Source organism: Methylorubrum sp. GM97 (genome assembly GCF_024347855.1).
In the GTDB taxonomy this organism is placed as follows: Bacteria; Pseudomonadota; Alphaproteobacteria; order Rhizobiales; family Beijerinckiaceae; genus Methylobacterium; species Methylobacterium extorquens.
This window is the reverse complement of the sequence record NZ_AP025942.1, coordinates 1,596,520-1,614,516: the sequence shown is the minus strand read 5'-3', so window position 1 is coordinate 1,614,516 and position 17,997 is coordinate 1,596,520. Positions and strand designations below refer to the sequence as shown.

Annotated in this window: 17 protein-coding genes; 2 read left to right on the top strand and 15 right to left on the bottom strand. The window is 70.4% G+C overall.

Annotation, left to right across the window (positions count from 1 at the left end; all coding sequences use genetic code 11):
• Positions 1-74 precede the first annotated feature (74 nt).
• Positions 75-713, bottom strand: a complete 639-nt coding sequence (locus MSPGM_RS07555) for an acyloxyacyl hydrolase (RefSeq protein WP_003601220.1) — start codon at positions 711-713, stop codon at positions 75-77.
• A gap of 315 nt (positions 714-1,028) precedes the next feature.
• Between MSPGM_RS07555 and MSPGM_RS07550 the strand changes: the two genes are divergently transcribed.
• Positions 1,029-1,469 carry a lipocalin-like domain-containing protein gene (locus MSPGM_RS07550; protein ID WP_315974121.1) on the top strand — a complete coding sequence of 147 codons (441 nt, stop codon included), beginning with the start codon at positions 1,029-1,031 and terminating at the stop codon, positions 1,467-1,469.
• Positions 1,470-1,499: 30 nt separating this feature from the next.
• On the opposite strand, the gene MSPGM_RS07545 is transcribed toward MSPGM_RS07550, so the two are convergent.
• From MSPGM_RS07545 to chpT, 11 genes are all read right to left on the bottom strand, one after another.
• Entirely contained in the window at positions 1,500-1,685 is a 186-nt protein-coding gene (locus MSPGM_RS07545; RefSeq protein WP_003601223.1) for a twin transmembrane helix small protein, read from the bottom strand.
• Positions 1,686-1,754: 69 nt separating this feature from the next.
• A complete protein-coding gene (locus tag MSPGM_RS07540; RefSeq protein ID WP_012752490.1) occupies positions 1,755-4,472 on the bottom strand; it encodes a TIGR02302 family protein in 2,718 nt (905 codons plus the stop codon).
• 120 nt (positions 4,473-4,592) lie between these two features.
• A complete protein-coding gene (locus MSPGM_RS07535; RefSeq protein ID WP_003607463.1) occupies positions 4,593-5,687 on the bottom strand; it encodes a UV damage repair endonuclease in 1,095 nt (364 codons plus the stop codon).
• Positions 5,688-5,733: 46 nt separating this feature from the next.
• Entirely contained in the window at positions 5,734-6,753 is a 1,020-nt protein-coding gene (locus MSPGM_RS07530) for a biotin-dependent carboxyltransferase family protein (protein ID WP_012752489.1), read from the bottom strand.
• On the bottom strand, positions 6,750-7,475 hold the full coding sequence (gene pxpB, locus MSPGM_RS07525) for a 5-oxoprolinase subunit PxpB (RefSeq protein WP_003607274.1): 726 nt from the start codon (positions 7,473-7,475) through the stop codon (positions 6,750-6,752). Before pxpB ends, MSPGM_RS07530 begins: the two co-directional genes overlap by 4 nt.
• 46 nt (positions 7,476-7,521) lie before the next feature.
• The gene (locus tag MSPGM_RS07520; RefSeq protein WP_003607276.1) at positions 7,522-8,379 is read right to left on the bottom strand and encodes a CheR family methyltransferase; all 858 of its coding nucleotides are present in this window, start codon (positions 8,377-8,379) and stop codon (positions 7,522-7,524) included.
• Positions 8,379-9,527 (bottom strand): chemotaxis response regulator protein-glutamate methylesterase, encoded by a 1,149-nt coding sequence (locus MSPGM_RS07515; RefSeq protein ID WP_012752488.1) that lies wholly within the window; start codon positions 9,525-9,527, stop codon positions 8,379-8,381. Before MSPGM_RS07515 ends, MSPGM_RS07520 begins: the two co-directional genes overlap by 1 nt.
• Positions 9,528-9,593: 66 nt before the next feature.
• The gene (locus MSPGM_RS07510; protein WP_003606252.1) at positions 9,594-10,016 is read right to left on the bottom strand and encodes a PleD family two-component system response regulator; all 423 of its coding nucleotides are present in this window, start codon (positions 10,014-10,016) and stop codon (positions 9,594-9,596) included.
• A 20-nt stretch (positions 10,017-10,036) separates the two neighbouring features.
• Entirely contained in the window at positions 10,037-10,516 is a 480-nt protein-coding gene (locus tag MSPGM_RS07505; RefSeq protein ID WP_003606250.1) for a chemotaxis protein CheW, read from the bottom strand.
• A 32-nt stretch (positions 10,517-10,548) separates the two neighbouring features.
• Complete coding sequence (locus MSPGM_RS07500; RefSeq protein WP_003606248.1) at positions 10,549-13,296, bottom strand: hybrid sensor histidine kinase/response regulator; 2,748 nt, start codon at positions 13,294-13,296, stop codon at positions 10,549-10,551.
• Between the two features lie 177 nt (positions 13,297-13,473).
• Positions 13,474-14,214, bottom strand: a complete 741-nt coding sequence (gene chpT / locus MSPGM_RS07495; RefSeq protein WP_003606246.1) for a histidine phosphotransferase ChpT — start codon at positions 14,212-14,214, stop codon at positions 13,474-13,476.
• Positions 14,215-14,575: 361 nt separating this feature from the next.
• Here chpT and MSPGM_RS07490 point away from each other — a divergent pair, with 361 nt between their 5' ends.
• Positions 14,576-15,499 (top strand): 3'(2'),5'-bisphosphate nucleotidase CysQ, encoded by a 924-nt coding sequence (locus MSPGM_RS07490; protein ID WP_012752487.1) that lies wholly within the window; start codon positions 14,576-14,578, stop codon positions 15,497-15,499.
• Positions 15,500-15,716: 217 nt separating this feature from the next.
• Here MSPGM_RS07490 and MSPGM_RS07485 read toward each other — a convergent pair whose 3' ends face one another.
• The 3 genes from MSPGM_RS07485 to MSPGM_RS07475 form a co-directional block, all read right to left on the bottom strand.
• Positions 15,717-16,403 carry a carbonic anhydrase gene (locus MSPGM_RS07485; RefSeq protein ID WP_003605418.1) on the bottom strand — a complete coding sequence of 229 codons (687 nt, stop codon included), beginning with the start codon at positions 16,401-16,403 and terminating at the stop codon, positions 15,717-15,719.
• A gap of 226 nt (positions 16,404-16,629) precedes the next feature.
• A complete protein-coding gene (locus MSPGM_RS07480; protein ID WP_012752486.1) occupies positions 16,630-17,163 on the bottom strand; it encodes an NUDIX hydrolase in 534 nt (177 codons plus the stop codon).
• Positions 17,160-17,942 carry a DUF429 domain-containing protein gene (locus tag MSPGM_RS07475; protein ID WP_012752485.1) on the bottom strand — a complete coding sequence of 261 codons (783 nt, stop codon included), beginning with the start codon at positions 17,940-17,942 and terminating at the stop codon, positions 17,160-17,162. Before MSPGM_RS07475 ends, MSPGM_RS07480 begins: the two co-directional genes overlap by 4 nt.
• Positions 17,943-17,997 lie beyond the last annotated feature (55 nt).

Below are 17,997 nucleotides of genomic sequence, written 5' to 3'. Positions count from 1 at the left end.
GCCGGGCGATGTTTCGCGCCCGGCGGGTCTTTGCAACCCGTAAAACTCTGGCACCCCGCAAAAGCGGCTTTCGGTCAGAAGGTGTAGCCGAGCTTGCCGCCGAAATTGGTCAGGCCGCGGTTGTCGCCGCACAGGCCGGCATTCGACATGTGCTCGACGGTGGCCATGACGCTCCAATGCGCGTCGATGCGGAAGCCGAGCGCCGCCGCCTCGCGGAACAGCGGATTGCAGCCCAGCGCGTTGAAGCCGTAAGGCGCGTTCGCCTTCAGGCCGGTATAGCCGTTATGCGCCGCGCCGCCGAAGAAGCCTTCGAGGAAGACGCGCCGGTCCAGGGTCTCGGGGAAGAGATCCACGGTCCAGGTGGCGCCGATATAGGCGTAGCTGGTGCGGCCGCCGGTGTTGTAGCTGCCGCCGACCGTGGGCCGCGGCACGAAGGCCTGCCAGAACGGATCGGTGGTGATTAGCGGCTTGGCGAACAGAATTTCGCCGTTGACGTTCGCGGTGCTGAAGCCCGGCAGCTTGCCCTCGGCGCTGCCCGGATCCTGCACCGAGCCGCCGATGCGAACCTCGGAGACGATCGAGTAGGGCTGGACGGGAGCGAAGTAGGGCGGCGGTGCGGGAGCCCGGGCGGCGCCGAGATCGGCGGCCTGCGTGGTCGTGATCGCCGACGCGGCCAGCGCGCCGACAAGAATCCGGGCAAAGGGTGACTTCATCGGCGGTTGGTCCGTCCGTTTCAATCCGTCCCAAATATCACGCTGTTCTGAGCACAGCCTGCGGATTCATCCGGTCCCCAACTTTTTGCCGGCCGGGTGGGGCGTGCGCGCCACACCGATCCTGTCTTCCGTCCGCAGGCCGGCGGCCGCCGAACCGGAGGATCATGGCTGCGATGCAACAAATGATGCATCGCACAAGGCGGTGTCGCGTTGACCGACAGCGCTCTCTGCGGAGCGCATCACGCGAACGGATGGATCATGCGGACGATACGAGGAATGCTGGCAGCTGCGACCCTGGCAGCGAGCTTGGCGCCGATGCCGGCGCGGGCGGAGGGCGACACCCCGATCCAGGGACTCTGGAAGCTGGTCTCGTACGAGGTGGAGGTCCGCAAGGACAGCGAGAAGCTGCCGGTGATGGGCGACTACCCGACCGGCTACGCCTATTTCACCCCGGAGAAGCGCGTGTTCTTCGTGCTGACCGGTGAGGACCGCAAGCCTGCCAAGGACGACGCGCAGCGGGCCCAGCTTCTTGAGACGCTCGTCTCCTATACCGGCAAGTTCCGCCTCGACGGCGACAAGTGGATCGCCGACCTCGACGTCGCCTGGGATCCGAAATGGGTCGGCTCGGAGCAGACCCGGACGTTCACGCTCGATGGCGAGCGCCTGCGGGTGCTGACCCCCTGGCGGGTGATGCCGAACTGGGCCGACAAGGGCGAGACCCGCAGCATCGTCACCTTCGAGCGTGCCAAGGAGTGAGGTCGAAGGGCTCGTAGCCAGGCCGGGCGGTCAGGCCGCCCGCCACCAGACCACGCCCATGATGACGATGATCGCGACGAATTGCAGGAGCACGCGCAGGCGCATCAGCTTCTGCGAGAGGTTGGCGCTGCCGCCCCGCATCATGTTGACGAGGCCGAAGAGCAGCACGCCGGCCACGGCGAGGCAGGCGAGGAGAACGAGCTGGTTGGCGGACATGGGTCGGTGATCTCGTGAAAGGCCGTGCTCGCGCGAGCGCGGCCCGAAAGGGGGTTCGATCGGCGGGGTTCAGTTCCGGCGGAGCAGACGCTCGAAGTAATCGAGTTCTTCCTGCGGGCGCGAGGGGTCGCCGAGCTTGCGCCGCAGCTCCTCCATGATCCGGCGGGCGCGCTGCACCGCGGATTCGTCGGCATTGGGCACCCGCACGTTGCCGTTCGAGAGGTCGCGTCCGCGGGTCGGGCGGCCGAGCGGGTCGTCGTCGGCGGAGCCCGAGCGGCCCTGCTTACCCTGGGACTGGCCCTCCTGCTGGCCCTCGCCTTCCTGGCCCTCGGCCATCTGCTGCATCTGCTTCTGCATGCCCTCGGCACCGCGCTTCAGCCCGTCGAGGGCGCGGCCCTGCGCGTCCACCGCGTCGCCGTTGCGGCCCTGGCCGAGCGATTCCTCGGCCTCACGCATGGCCTCCTCGGCATCCGACAGCCCCTCTTCCCCCTGAAGCCCCTGCTGCTTCATCCGGTTCTTGAGATCCTGGAGCTGCTCGCGCAGGCCCTGCTGGCGCTGGCCCATATTCTGGCCCTGCTGCCCGCCGCCCTGACCTTGCTGGCCCTGGCCGCGCTGCCCCTGCTGGCCGCGGCCCTGCTGCCCCTGTTGGCCTTCCTGGCCCTCGCCCTGCTGGCCGGGCTGCTGCCCGCGCTGACCTTGCTGCCCCTGCTGCTGGCCCGGCTGCGGCCTCTGGCGCTGGCCGGGACGCTGCTGGCCCTGCTGACCTTCCTTGTAGGTCTCGTCGCGCAGGTCCTGCTGCTCGCGGGACATCTTGTCGAGCTCGTCGAGCTGCCGGTTCATCTCGGCCATGCCGCCGTCGGACTTCTGGCCGTTCTCGGCGTTCTGAAGATTTTCGAGCACGTTGCGGAGCTGTTCGAGCAGGCGCTGGGCTTCCGCCGTGTCGCCGCGCTGCATTGCCTCCTGCATGTCCTTGATCATCTTCTCGAGATCGTCGGGCGTGACGGTCTGGCCGTTCTGCTGCTGTTGCTGGCGCTCCGATTGCTGCCGGTTCTGCGGCTTCGCCCGCTGAGCGAACTCCTTCATGAACTTGTCGAGGGCCTGTTTCAGATCCTCGGTGAGCTTCTTGACCTCCTCGTCCGGCGCATTGCGCTCAATCGCCTCCTTGAGGCGGTCCTGGGCGGCGCGCAGGGCCTTCTCGGCATCCGAGAGATCGCCGTCCTCGATCTTGAGGGCCATCTCCCACAGGAGATCGGCGACGTTGGTGAGATCCTCGTCCGACTTGGCCGCGCGCAGGCGGTTGGCGGCGGTGGTGAGGCCGAGGAAGATCCCCGGCTGCGGCGTGAAGCGCTCCGGCGCGATCCGCAGGGCGTCGAGCGCGGTCTGGACGCGGGCGCGGTCCGCGTCGGGCGCGGTGACGAGGCGACGGCGCTCCTCGGCGAGCGCCCGGGCGAGCGGCTGGCTGAAGGGCCGGGCCGGCAGCACGATCTCGGCGGTCTCGGTGCGGCCCTCCTGCCCGGCCTCGTCGCGGACCACGAGGGTGAGCTTCACCCGCGCGCCGGACCAGGGATTGTCGGTGAGATCGACCAGCGTCTTGGTGTCGGTCTCACCCGTCGCGTCGGCGGGGAGTGCCAGCGCGATCTTGGGCACCGGCACGAGCGAGCGCCCGGCTTTCAGCGGCTCGACCAGCCCCTCGGCGGCGGCAATGCCGTAATCGTCCTTGGCGCGGTAGCTGAGATTGAAGGTGCCGCGCCCGTTCACTTCGAGGTCGCCGACCCGGCTGACCTCGGGCGGCTGGTCGGGGATCGTCTCGATCACGAGGCGTTGCGGCTCCGATCCGGACGCGGCGATGCCGAGTTCGGCGATGCCGCCGGCGAGCCGGAACCGCTCCTCCCGCAGGGTCGCGCGGGTCTCGCTGGCCTTCGTGCCGTTCTGCACGACGCCCCGCGGAGCGGGCCGGCCAGCGGTGTCCTTCTCGTCCTTGGCCACCGGCACAAGGGCGGCGTTCGGGGTCAGCTCCGCCTCGCCCTGGCCGGCGATGCGCACGATCAGGGTGGAATTGACCGGGGCGCGCAGGCGCTGCACCGGGTCCTTCGGGGTGCCGGACATCGTCACGATCAGCGGCGGCACGCGGGTGTAGATCGGCGGGTCGATCCAGCCATCGACGCGGAAGCTCGGCGCGGCGGCCTGGGGCTCGCGCCAGTCGAAGGCGGCGGCGACGCGCCCGCGCCATTCGGGGCCGCCGACGAACAAGGCGGCCAGCGCCGCGACGAGGACGCCCGCGCGGAGCGCCAGCGGATCGTGGCCGGGCATGTGCGGGCGCGGGCGCCCGGCCTTCAGCCGCGCGACGGCGGCAGCGGCCCGCGACTGGTGCAGGGCCCACAGGGCGCGGGTGACCGGATCGCTCTGGCCGACCGCCAGCGTGTCCTCGATCGAAGAGGCCGGATCATGCGCGGTCCCACCCTTGCGGGCGGCCTCGCGGTCGATCCGGGCGAGCGCCTCGCGCCGGCTCAGGGCGCGGAGCCGAACCGCCGGCCACAAAGCGGCGATGAACAGGGCGGCGAAGAGCCCGAGCCCGACCATGCGCCCAACCGGGGGCAAATCGAGCCATAGGCCGAGCCAGGAGGCGGCGAGGAAGGCAAGGACGACGCCGAGTCCGCGCCACAGCACCGGCCAGGCCCGCTCCCACAGGCCCGCGGCCCGCGCCTGCGTCACCAGCCGGTCGAGGCGATGGCGCGTCGCGCCCTGTGGATCGCCGCTGCTCGAATTCGTCCGTTCGGCCTCGCTCATCGTGTCCGGTCGCGGCTCCCGCGGGCGCCGGGCAGAGGAGCCCCGCGCACGAATGAGGAAGCTAGCATGGTGACGGGCGCACTCCGCCGGGTCAAATCCGCCCAGCCGCGCTTGAGGCCGTCACGCGGCCGCCTGCGACAGGTCGCGACCGATCCGGGCAGCGAGCGGCACGCTCGCTTGGTTCTTGCCCTTGGCCTCGATCTCGAAATCGGTCCAGGCGAGGTGCCGGGCGACGAGCGCGTTGACCGCCTCGTTCCACATCAGGTCGGAATGGGCGGCGAGATCGCGCCAGGAATGCCCCTGTTCGGACAGGGCCGCATAGTCCGGCAACGTGCCGGTATCATGCTCGGGCAGGACCGTTTCCCGTGAAACACTGATATGGCTCACCGGCCGCACCCCGCGCCAGGAGGCGATCACCGCCGGGATGCGGGGATCGTCGGGCTCGATATAGACGCCGCGGCTCTCGACCCAGTGATGGTGGAGATCGAGCACCACTGGCACCCGGTCGCCGAGCCGCAGCACCGCGTCGAGGCCGAACAGCGACTCGTCGTTCTCGACGGTGAGCAGGTTGCGCGCCGTCTCCGAGATCAGGGACAGACTCTCGCGAAAGCCCTCGATGCCGGGCTCGCGCCCGCCGATATGGATGTTCACGTGGGCACCATGCGGGTGCCTGCCGGAGCCGTAGCCCAGCATCGCCATCACTTCGGCATGGTATTCGAGTTCGGCGATGCCGTTTTTCTGCGCGTTCGGGTTGCGCGAGGCGATGATGCAGAACGGGCCGGGATGCATGCTGAGCCGCACATCCCCCGCCCGCGCCTGCTCGCCGACCCGGGCGAGGCCGGCCTCGATCAGAGCGCGCATCGGGGCCTGCGCATAGAGCGGCTCGGCCACCGGATGGGTGTAGCCGGGCAGCACCGAACTCGCCATGCGCAGCAGCCGCTCCAGAGGCGGCCGGGCCGACACCCAGGCGATCTGGCGTTCCAACGCCGCGAGGTTGTGGCGCACCACGCCCTCCAGCTTCTCGAAGCGCGCGGTGGGCCCGAGGCGCTCCAGATGCGCCATCGTCACCGTGCCGAGATTCATCAGCTTGGCCGCGTCCTTGGCGGCCTTCAGGGTTTTGTGGGCCGGGTCTGGATCGGGGATGAAGGTGCAGCAGAAGCCGAGGCGGGGCGGCTCGGCGGTGTTGAGCTGGGAGGGGTTGGGCTTGCGCGACATGGGCCGATAACGCGTCAGGATCGGCTTCGGCCCCCGGCAAAAAAGATCAATCCTCCGCGCGCAAAGCGTCCACCGCCGCGCCGGCGAGGTTGGCCGCCATCAGCCGCTCGGCCTCGCCCTCGACCGGCCGGAGGCGGGTGCCCAGGGCCGCGATCCGCGCCGCCGCCTCGCGGGCAAGCCGGGTGGCGGTGGCGAGATCGACCGCCGCGAACCGCACCGGCTCGCCCGGCCGGCGCTGGGCGATCCGCCTGAGGTCGGCGGAGATCACGCTGGCAATCTTCGGGTAGCCGCCGGTGGTCTGGCGGTCGGCGAGCAGGACGATGGGGCGGCCCGAACCCGGCACCTGCACCGACCCGGACACGGTCGCGTCGGAGACGATGTTGAAGCCGCCCGCGCCGTGGGCGATCTCCGGTCCGTCGAGCTGATAGCCCATCCGGTCGGCCCGATTCGACACCGTGAAGGTCTCGGCCAAGAACGTCGCGAGGCCGGCTTGCGAAAACAGGTCGTCCTGCGGCCCGAGGACGACGCGGATCGGCGCCTCGCGCTCCAGCGGGATCGGATCGAGGCTGTGGTCCGCTTCACCCGAGGCCGGGGCGGCGAGCGGCAGGCGGTCGCCCTCGCGGCATGGGCGCCCGTCGAGGCCGCCGAGTGCCGCGCGCTGGTGGAGCGCCCGGCTGCCCATCACGCTGCGGACGGGAAAGCCGCCGGCCGCCGCGAGATAGGCGAACACGCCCTCGCGCGGCCGCTCGACCGTCAGCGCCGAGCCCTCGCGCAGGACGAAGGAGCGATGCGCGGCGAGCGGCTCGCCATCGAGGCGCAGCCCGCTCGGCGCCCCCGCCAGCGCGAGGTGCACCGCCCCGCCCTCGACGCGTAGGCTCGCCGCAGCCAGTCCGAGTTCGAGCGCCGCCGCATCGGCCGGGTTGCCGACGAGGCGGTTGGCGGCGGCGAAGGCGAGCGGGTCCATCGGCCCGGAGGCCGAAAGCCCGAAGCGGAGAAAGCCGCGCCGTCCGCAATCCTGAAGCGAGGCCGCGCCGGTGAGGCGGGTGATGTGGAGGTGGGCGCTCATCCCGCGCACAACTCGGCCACCGGTTCGCCGGCCTCCGCCGCGGCGGCGAGCGCGTCCCAGCGCTCGGCCGGGGTCGGGACGAACTGCACCCGGTCGCCGGGGCGGAGCAGGAAGACGGGGTCGCGCTCGGGCACGAAGGTCTTTTCGGGGGTTCGCCCGAGAAGATGCCAGCCGCTCGGGGCCGCGATGCTCGCCACCAGCGCCTGGGCGCCGCCGATGGAGATGGTGCCGGCCGGCGTCACGGGGCGCGGGCTGGGGCGGCGCGACAGGGCGAGTCCGGAATCGAGCCCTTCGAGATAGGCGTAGCCCGGCAGGAAGCCGATCATCGCGACCCGGTATTCGGGGGCGCTGTGGCGCGCGATCACCCCTTCGGGCGTGAGCCCGTGATGGGCGGCGACCGCGTCGAGATCGATCCCGAACGCGCCGCCATAGACCACGGGGATGCGCCACAGGCGCGGCGCCGGGACCGCCGCGAGCGGTTCGCCCGCGAGCGCCAGGACGGCGCGGCCGAGTTCGGCCGGGTCGGCGCGGAGCGGATCGAGATGGACGGTCAGCGAGCGGTAGGTCGGCACCGTCTCAAGCACGCCGGGGAGGGCCCGCTCCGCGAGCGCCGTATCGAGGGCCAGCACGCGGGCGCTGAGGCGCGCATCGATGCCTGAGCCGAACTCAATGGTGAAGGCCGTGTCTCCGCAGGGCAGCAGCCGCGGCGCGTCGTGCGTCATGGCGGCAGGTTACCCAATCGGGCAGCCCGCCGCGAGACGTCGATTTTTAGAACCCGGACGCGAGGCGGTGGGGCACCGCCGTCCGCCCGGCGGCCGCCGCTTGGCGGTAGAGGCCGCGGTGCTGGGGATCGGGCACCAGCGCCTCGGTCAGGCCGATCACGGTCTCGGCGGCGCCGAGCAGCAGCGCGCCGTCGGGGGCGAGCGTCTTGGCGATCCGCTCCAGCACGTCGGTCTTGGTCGGCGCGTCGAAATAGATCAGCACGTTGCGGCAGTAGACGATGTCGAACTGGCCGAGATGCTCGAACGGGTTCAACAGGTTGAGCGGCCGGAAGCTCACCATCCCCGCGAGCGACGGGCTGATCCGCCACTGCTCGCCGACCTGGGTGAAGTGCTTCACGAGGAGCTGCACCGGCAGGCCGCGCTGCACCTCAAAATGGCTGTAGAGGCCCAGCCGCGCCTTCTCCAAGACCTCGGTCGAGAGGTCGGTGCCGACGATCTCGATCTGCCAGCCGGCGAGTTGCGCCGCGGCCTCTTGGATCATCATCGCGAGCGAGTACGGCTCCTGCCCCGTGGAGGCCGCCGCCGACCAGATCCGCAGGCGCCGCTGGGGGCTGCGGGCGGCGATGGCTTTCGGCAGCAGCACGTCGCGGAACAGGTCGAACGGCGCGCGGTCGCGGAAGAAGAACGTCTCGTTGGTGGTCATCGCCTCGACCACCGCCTTCTCCAGCGTCCCCTCGCGGGACACCCGCAGGGTGCCGACGAGGTCGGTCAGGGTCGCGATGTTGAAACGGCGGCAGACGGGGGTGAGCCGGCTCTCGACGAGATAGCGCTTCTCTGCGCCGAGGCTCAGCCCGGAACGCTTCCTGAGATAGTCGCGCAGGAACGCGAAATCCGCTTCGGTCATCAAACCCGCTCCGCGATCGCGTTGCGCAGAGCCGGTCCGATCTCGGGGAGCGGGAGGACGGCGTGGCACAGGCCCGCTTTGGCGACGCTGCCGGGCATGCCCCAGACCGTGCTGGTGGCTTCGTCCTGAGCGAGGAGGATGCCGCCGGCCTCGACCAGCGCGCGGGAGCCCGCCGTGCCGTCCGAGCCCATGCCGGTGAGGATGACGCTCAGCGTCGCCCCGCCGTAGAGCGCGGCGGCATCGAGGAACATCACGTCCACCGCCGGGCGGCAGAAGTTCACCGGTGGCCCGTCGTCGAGGCGGATGATGGTCTCGGCCGCGGAGCCCGCGAGCCGCATGTGGCGCCCGCCCGGGGCGACATAGATGCGGCCGGGCTGCAACCGCTCGTCGGCCTTGCCCTCGGCCGCCGGCAGCCCGATCCGGGCGCCGAGATGTTCGGCGAAGACAGCGGTGAAGACCGGCGGCATGTGCTGCACGATCAGCACCGGCAGGCGTCGGAGCGTGGCCGCGCCGATCTTCTCCAGCACCTCGCCGACCGCCCGCGGGCCGCCGGTCGAGGAGCCGATCAGCAGGGCGCGCGGCGGCACCACGGTGCGCGGCTTCGGCCGCAGCGTCACCGTGCCCGACAGGCGCGAGACGGCCGGTGCGGCGGGCGCCGCGGAGGAGGCGGATTCGACCGCGGTCAGCCCCGGTCGACGACGGGCGCGGGCGGCCCCGAACACCCGGATGCGCTCGATCAGGTCGTTGCGGAAGCCGTCCGAGGTGGTGACGCCGCGGTTGCTCTCGGGCTTGGGGATGTAATCGACCGCGCCGAGCGCAAGGCAGCGCAGGGAGACATCGGCGTTGCGCTGGGTCAGCGTCGACATCATCACGACCTGGATCCCCGGCTGCTTGGCGAGCATCAGGGGCAGGGCCTGGATGCCGTCGAGTTCCGGCATCTCGATGTCGAGGAGCACCACGTCGGGGTTGCAGCGGGCCAGCGCGTCCACGGCGGCGCGGCCGTTGGGCGCGGTGGCGACCACCTCGTGGCCCGCCTCGCCGAGCCAGCGCGAGACGAGCCCGCGCACCACAGCCGAATCGTCGGCGACCAGCACCTTGATCGGGCTGCGCGCCGCCGGAGCGTGTGCGACGGCCGGGAATGCCGACATGGGGGGAACTCGTTTCCGGGGGAGCGAACGAAGGGGCGGAGGCCTGGGCAAGCCCCCGGAGACGGATCAGGCGGCTTCGGACGGATGCACCGCGAAGCCGACCAGATCGAGCTTGGCCATCATGATTTCCCGGTCGAAGGGCTTCATGATGTACTCGTCGGCGCCGGCGTGAAGCGCTCGGGCGATGGCGCCGACATCGTTCTCGGTGGTGCAGAACAGAACCTTCGGCTGGTCGCCGAGCGGGGACTGACGCAGGAGCCGCAGCACCTCGTAGCCGTCCATGTTCGGCATGTTCCAGTCGAGCAGGATCACCGTCGGCATCGCTTCCGCGCACATCACCAGCGCCGTGGCGCCGTCCTCCGCGTCGCGGACGCTGAAGTCGAGGGTCTCCAGGATGCGGCGGGCGACCTTGCGGATCACCGCCGAGTCATCGACGATCAGCGCCGTCTTCGCCACGTTCTTGGTCGAGTTCTTGATCGGGCCGGTCATCGTGCGGGCATCCCTTGGCTTCAGGCGACCTTCGCCTCGCGGGCGTCGCCGAAGGCGAGCAGCGCATCGACGTCGAGGATGACCAGGAGGCGCCCGTCGAGGCGGTGGACGCCGAGCGAGAGGTCGCGCCAGCGGGGATCGAGGTTGATCGGCACCGGCTCCTGCGTGTCGGCGCCGAGCTTCAGCACCTCGCCGACACCGTCGACGATGAGCGCGAAGGTCTCGCCCGCCTGCTCCAGGCCGATCGCCATCTCGGCCGCACCGGCCTCACGGCCGGGGATGCCGAGGCGGCGGCGCAGGCACAGGGCCGTGACGACCCGTCCGCGCAGGTTCAGGAGGCCGACGATTTCCCGGGGCGCGAGCGGCACCGGGGTGATGCCGGCGGGCACGAACACGTCGTGCACCCGGTCGATGGTGAGCCCGAACATCGTCTCGCCGACGAAGACGGTGACGTAGTCGGTGGTGTCGGTGGGAACGGTGTTTCCGTTGGCGGCCTGCATGGCGGCGTCTCCTCTTCCGGTCCGTTCGTGGTTCAGGCAGCGGCGCGGGCGTCGGCCGCCTGGGCGGCTTCGCCGATCTCGGCGAGCGCCGCGAGCAGGCCGCTGCGGTCGAACTTGGCGACGAGATCGCTGATCGCGAGGCGCCGCGCCTGTTCGATGGCGTCGGGGGCGACCGTGCCGGTGAGCGCGATCACCGGCATCTCGGCCAGCCGCCCGCCGCTCTTGCGCATGGCGGCGACGAGGTCGAAGCCGCTGCGGCCGGGCATGTCGAGATCGCTGACCACGAGGTCGAGGCCGGCGCTCCCCTTGAGCAGACCGAGCGCCTCCTCGGCGGAGGACGCGGTCGTCACGCTGTAGCCCGCCGCCTTGAGGACGGGGGTGAGCATGTCGCGGAAGAAGGCCGAGTCGTCCACGAGCAGGAGCGAGGGCGCCTTGACCACCGTCTTGCGCGGGCCCCGCGCCCAGTCGTCGTAGGCGAGCGGCAGGAAGTGGGCGATGTTGATGATGTCGGTCGCCCGACCCCGCAGCACCGCCGAGCCGATGAGGTCGGAGCGGTCGGCCGAGATCTCGATGTCGAGGCGTTCCTCGACGATGTCGACGATCTCGTCCACGACGAGGCCCATCGCCCGGTCGCCGTCGGAGAACACGACCAGCGCCTGGTTGCCCTCCGAGCGGATCGGAACCGAGGGATCGGCCGGCACCAGCGGCATCAGGCGGCCGCGGTACTGGATCAGCGGACGCCCGCCGAGATGCTCGATCTTCGAGGCGTCGATCTCCTCGAGGCGGGTGACGAGCGAGAGCGGCACCGCCTTGAAGCCGCCGGCACCCCCCTTGAACACGAGGAGCGTCGCCTTGGCGTCGCCGGCCTCGACCTCGTCGGACTCGGTTTCCGTCGCCGCACCGGACTGCGCGCTCTGGCCCACCAGCTTGGCGACGCCGTTGGGGTCGACGATCAGCACCACGGCGCCGTCGCCGAGGATCGTGTTGCCGGCAAAGAGCGGGATGTGCCGCAGCTTCGACGACATCGGCTTCACGACGATTTCTTCCGTGTGGAAGACCTCGTCCACCAGCACGCCGAAGCGCTGCCGGCCGACCTGGGCCACCACCACGAAGCCGGACTCGACGACCTCGCCCTCCTCGACGGTCGCCTGCCCGCGCATCAGCCCGTTGAGGGTGACGATCGGCAGGAGCCGCTCGCGCAGGCGCAGCACCGGGGCGCCGTGGATGCGCTCGATCGAGTTCGCGCTGGTGTTGTCACCCTTGGGATCGACCCGCACCAGTTCGAGCACCGCGATCTGCGGAACGGCGTAGCGCTGCGCGCCGGCCTTGACGATCAGCGCCGAGACGATGGCGAGCGTCAGCGGGATCTTGATGGTGAAGGTGGTGCCCTTGCCGAGTTCGGTGGCGATGTCGACCACGCCGCCGATGGTCTCGATATTGGTCTTGACCACGTCCATGCCGACGCCGCGGCCGGAGACCGAGGTGATCGCCTTGGCGGTGGAGAAGCCGGCGTGGAAGATGAACTTCGCGACCTGCGCGTCGGTCATCCGCTCGATGTCGGCGGCAGGCGCGAAGTTGCGCTCGATCGCCTTCTTGCGGATCGCGGCGAGGTCGAGGCCCTTGCCGTCGTCGGCGATCTCGATCGTGATCGTGCCGCCCTCGTGGTAGGCGGAGAGGCGGATCGAGCCGCGGGCGGGCTTGCCGGCCTTGAGGCGCTCGTTGGTGGACTCGATGCCGTGATCGGCCGAGTTGCGCACCATGTGGGTGAGCGGGTCCTTGATGACGTCGAGCACCTGGCGGTCGAGTTCGGTCTCGGCGCCCGACATCACGAGGTCGATGCCCTTGCCGAGTTCGGCCGAGAGGTCGCGCACGACGCGGGGCAGCTTCTGCCACGCATTGCCGATCGGCTGCATGCGCGTCTTCATCACGCCTTCCTGCAGCTCGGCCGTGACGTGGCTGAGGCGCTGGAGCGGAACCTTGTAGCCGGAATCCTCGTGGCGGCGGGCGATCTCGAGGAGCTGGTTGCGGGTCAGCACCAGTTCCGAGACCATCGTCATCAGGTGTTCGATGGTGTCGACGTTCACGCGGATCGTCTGCACCTTGGCAGCCACGGCGCTCTCACCGCCCTCGGCGGCGGGAGACGCAGCGGCCGGGGCCGCAGGGCGCTCCGGAGCCTGGACGGGGGCGGCGGGCTCGGGCGCGCTGTCGAACGCAGGCTCGCCGGCGTCGAAAACGTGGGCCGGGGCATTGATGGCGGGCGCGGCGGCAAAATCGTCGGGGCCGGGGGCTTCCATGAAAGCCCGTTCGAGATCGTCCAGCGACACTTCACCGGGCTTGAGCTCGCGCTCGACGATCGGCGGCAGCTCGGGAAGCGGCGGCGGGGGCGGGGCAGCGGCGGCGGGCGATTCGTCGGAGGCCATCTTCTCCAGGGCCCCGATCAGGTCGTCGTCGGTGCCGGCCGGCTCGGAGCCGGTGGCTTCCAGGTCGCCGAGGATCGCCTTGAGCCGGTCGAGGGTGGCCAGGATCAGCGTGACCGAGGCGCCGCTGACGGGATAGCCGTCGCGGAAGCGTCCCATCAGGGTCTCGGCGGCGTGCGCAAGCGCTTCGAGGCGCGGCAGGCCGAGAAACCCGCACGTCCCCTTAATGGTGTGGACGAGCCGGAAGATGTTGCGCAAGATCTGCTGGTTATTGGGGTCCTGTTCGAAACGGACCAGCTCCGCATCGACGGTGTCCAGATGCTCGGCGCTCTCGACCAGAAACTCGCGAAGCAGATCGTCCATGGGGGGTACTCGTCTACGCGCACAAAGGGACGTGCGACGAGCACTCTCACCTGGGAAAGTTATTGAAGCGTTGAGGGCGGGGCCGACTTCACAATTGTTTTGAGAAGACAGCCGCAAGAATTTGCGCGAACCGGCCCCGGCCTGCTTTCCCGCGGGATAGTTGCGGGGTCGGCCACGTCAGGCGAGCTGCGTATCCGGCGGGGCGCTGTCGGAGGGGCGCTCGTCCTCGATGCTGGGGGCGGGCGCGCCGGGCAGCCCGACCGCGGCCTCGGTCGGCGTGGCGGTGACCGTCACCTCGTCGCCCTCGATGGTGAAGCGCACGTCCATCGCCGCCGCGCGGGCGACGAGGCCGGCATAGAACGGCAGGATGCCGTGGGCATCCACAGTGCCGCCCTCGGGCGTGCCGGCGATCAGCCCCTCGACATGGGGCGGGATGCGGGCATGGCTGCCCTTGGCGCGCAGGACGAAGCGCGGGGCGTCGCCGCCGCCGGTCACCGCCACGTCGATCAGGCCGCCGCGCGGGATCGCGCTCGACGCGATCACCACGAGGTTGAGCAGCAGCTTGACCTTGTTCTTCGGAAACAGCGCCTGCGGCGCGCTCCAGGCGATCTGCGTCTTCTCGTCGGCGAACATGGCCTTCGAGACCTTCTCGGCATCGGCCAGATCAATCGAGGCGCCAGCCGAGCCCGCCGCGCCGAAGGCGATACGGGCGAACTGGATCCGGGCCGAGGCGGTGCGCGCGCTCTTGCGGATCAGCTCGAGGGCGAATTCGCGCATCGAGGGGTCGTCGTCATCCTCCAGCACTTCGAGACCGTTCACGATCGCGCCGATCGGGCTGATCACGTCGTGGCACACGCGCGAGCACAGCAGCGCCGAGAGATCGAGGGCGTCGAGGGTGAGGCTGCTGGTACCGCTCATGGCGCGCTCCGTTCCCGGTTGTCGAAACCGGCTGTCGTGAAGTGGTGTCGTCGATCGCGGAGGTGGCCTGCCCCTCGGATGCGGCGGACACCGGATAGGGCCAAGCGAATAGTCACCGGCGGCCGCTTTGGAAAGCCGGCGACATCAATCCGTCTGGCTCGCCGGTCCCGTACGACGGCGCCACGGCAGATCGTCGATCCCCCTTGCGAGGCTCATGGCTCGGTGAAGGCCGCCGCGACGGCGCAGATGTCCCCAATTCGCCGCAACCGGCGCTCATGGGGACCGGATCACGCGGGCTTGCGCACCGGATTTGCTCAGACTTCGGATCGACAAGCCCGGTTCCGTCATTGAAGACATTACGATGACCGCCCCCGCTCCCATTCTGGCCGATCCGCCGGCGTCCCTGACGGCTCCCGTTCCGGCGGCGATGCGGGACGCCATCGCGGAGCAGCTGGCCGGAATCGCCTGCGAGGCCGGGCGCATTCTGCGGGGTTATCACGGCAGCGACTGCCCGCACGTCATCAAGCCCGACGGCTCGCCGGCCAGCCTCGCCGACACCCGCTCCGAAGAGCTGATCGTCGCGGCACTGGGACGAGCTTTCCCCGGCATCCCGGTGATCGCCGAGGAGACTTCCGGCACCGCGCAGCCCGCACCCTTGTTCTTCCTCGTCGATCCGCTCGACGGCACCCGCGACTTCCTCGCCGGCAGCGAACAGTACTGCGTCAATATCGGCCTCGTTCAGGGAGACCGTCCGATCGCCGCCGCTTTGGCGGCGCCGGGGCTCAACCGGGTCTGGGCGGCGGGCACCACGGCCCGCGAGGCGCCGATCCGCGAGGGGCGGCCGGGCGCGTTCCGGCCGGTGGGCGTGCGCGCGGCCCCCGCCGACGGTCTCGTCGCCCTCGTCAGCCGCCTGCACGGCGACAGCGACACCGATGCCTGCCTGGACCGGCTGCCGATCCGCGAGCGGCGGGTCACGTCCTCGGCGCTCAAGTTCTGCCTGATCGCGGCGGGCGAGGCGGATCTCTACGTGCGCTGCGTCCCCACCATGGAGTGGGACACGGCGGCCGGCGACCACGTGCTGACCATGGCCGGCGGGCGCGTCGTCGGGCCGGACGGCGCCACGATCACCTATGGCCATCATGCCCGCTTCTACCGCAACGGCCCCTTCGCGGCGCTCGCCTCGGCGGCCTATCGCGACGCCCTCACCCTGCCGCAGCAGAGCGCCTTGTCCTATTTCGACCGGCGCCGCGCGGGGGCGGCGGTTGAGGCCGCCGGGCAGGAATAGCGAGGGAACGCCGTACCTGCAGAGATCGTGGTCAGGGTGGCTCGGGCGATGAGACGGCCCACTCCGAAAGAGCGGACCGCCTCGTCCGGGCTTGCCTTCAGCACCATGCCCCTGAGACGCGCCTCATGAGGCGTCCGATCTCGGCCCGCCGGGCGGACCTTGTGCTCGGCAGACGAGACCAATGGGGACGGCCGCCGAGGACCTCACCCAGTCAGTTTTAAGCCGCGGTGCAGCCGATCAGGGCGGACGCCGCGAGCGACTGGCCGTCGCGGGAGACCACGGATTCGAACTCGCCGGTGTTCGGGTTGCGGATGCGCAGCTCACCCGTCTCGATGCCGAAATGCGCGCCGTGCAGGTGCAGCTTGCCCGCCTCGACCGCCTCGCGGATGAAGTCGAAGGTCATCAGGTTTTCGAGGCTCTGCCCGATCATCGTGTATTCGAGGCGGGTGAGGTAGCCCTCCTTGTCCTTGCTATCGCCGGCCTCGGCGAGCTTCTTCGTCGCCGGCTCGACCAGCGAGACCCAGCTGCCGATGAAGTTGCCCGAGGAGAGCGGCTCGGCACCGAAACCGGCCGCCTTGATGCCGCCGCAGGTGGCGTGGCCGAGCACGACGATGTGCTTCACCTTCAAGGCCTGCACCGCGAACTCGATCGCCGAAGAGGTGCCGTGATAGGCGCCGTCGGGCTGGGAGGGCGGCACGATGTTGGCCACGTTGCGGATGGTGAATATCTGGCCCGGGCCCGTATTGAAGATCACCTCGGGGGCGACGCGGCTGTCGCAGCAGCCGATCAGCAGGACTTCAGGCTCCTGGCCTTCCTTGCCGAGCATCTCGTATTTGCGCCGCTCGTTCGGCAGCCGCTCGCCGAGGAAGCTGCGGTAACCGTCGGTCAGAACCTGAGGAAACATGGGCGGTTGTCCTTTCATCGTTGCTGAATTGGTGACGCGCATACCAAACGGTCTGACCCGCCGAATCCATCCCCTCCGGCGGATGCGCTTGCGCACATGGCGTGTGGCCTATGGCGCGGGCGAAGGCCGGGGCGTCGATCCCCGATGCCGGCCGGACAAGCGCGCGCGGCCTCCACACATCGGCGCGCTCGCCGCACGGGGCGGTTGGCATGCCGTGAGAGGAAGCTCAAGCGTCCCGCCAAGTGAGGCGGAAGGGCTGGTCCGGAACGTCACCAGCGGCGATTCGTTGCGCCAGCTTGGCCAGTCCCGCGGGCTCCACACGCTCGGCGGAAGCCGCGAGTTCATCGAGCGGCCACCAGCGGGTGCCGCGGACGGGATTGTCCTCGGTCTCGGCCAGCCGACTGGTATCGACGCGGTCGCTCGCGAGCCGGACCACGAAGTAGCGCTCGCGGGCATGACGCGGCTTGCGGAACAGGTGGAACGGGCCGTCGCAGACCGCGACGCAGGGTCCGAGTTCCACGTCTGCGACGCCGATCTCCTCCGAGAGTTCGCGCCGGCAGGCCTCCTCGTGGCTCTCGCCCGGCTCCAGCCCGCCGCCGGGCATGAACCAGAAGCCGCGGGCATCGGGATCGGCTGGATCGATCGGGCGCACCGCCTCGTACTCGATCAGGAGAAGGCGGTTCGAAGGATCGAAGACCAGGGCGCGGGCGATGTCGCGGGTCGGCAGATCCGTGTCGGGGTGATCGGTCACGGGGCTCAACTCCTCATGGCAAGGGGCACCGATTGCGGCGCAGGAAGGGGCGCGGAAAGGGGTGCAGGCGCCCAGATCACGATCGGCAGGCCATAGCTGTCGCGCTCGATCGCGTTGGGAAGCGGCTCGGCGCGGCCCTCGGCGATGTCGCGGGCGACGACGAGGGCGGCCATGGCGTCGAGATGGTCGTCGGCAGCGACACCCGGCGGCGGCGGCGAACCGACCATCGCCGCGGGCAGCCCGGCGGCGATCAGGAGGGCCCGGCGCGCGGCAAGACCCTCGGCACGGGCCGGGCCCTTCTTGCCGGCCCCGAGACGCTGCTCGCCATTGAGGCGGAAGAAGGCGACCTCCGGATGCACCTCGTGCAGGCGCGTCACGAGATCGGACCGCGCGCGCAGGAGTTCGTCGGCTTCTCGCACGTAGCGCAGGATGTTCCAGCACTGGATCGAGGGCGCGAAGGGCGGCTCCGAATGCGCCCGCGACAGGGCCTTCGCCTCGTCGTAGCTCCCGGCATAGACCGCCGCGCGGGGCGGCACCGGGAAGACGCTGGAACGCCCCGCTCCGAGAAACGCCCGCGCCGCCCGGTCGGCCGAGCGTCCCCCGCTCACCCGGTCGGGCAGGCCGATCGGCACGTCGATGCCGACGCAGACCGGAGCCTCCGGCCCGTCGAGCAGGTCGATCACCCGCGGGAAGCGGGCGCAGCGCCAGCGTGCCGGATCGTCGAGATCGATCAGGGCGCCCGCCCAGGCCCCACGGCACCCATCGAGCCCCGCCACCCAGCGTGCCATCCGCTCACCCCGATTGCTCCCGGCCCCCGATTGCCCCATGCCGCCGCTTCGGAGA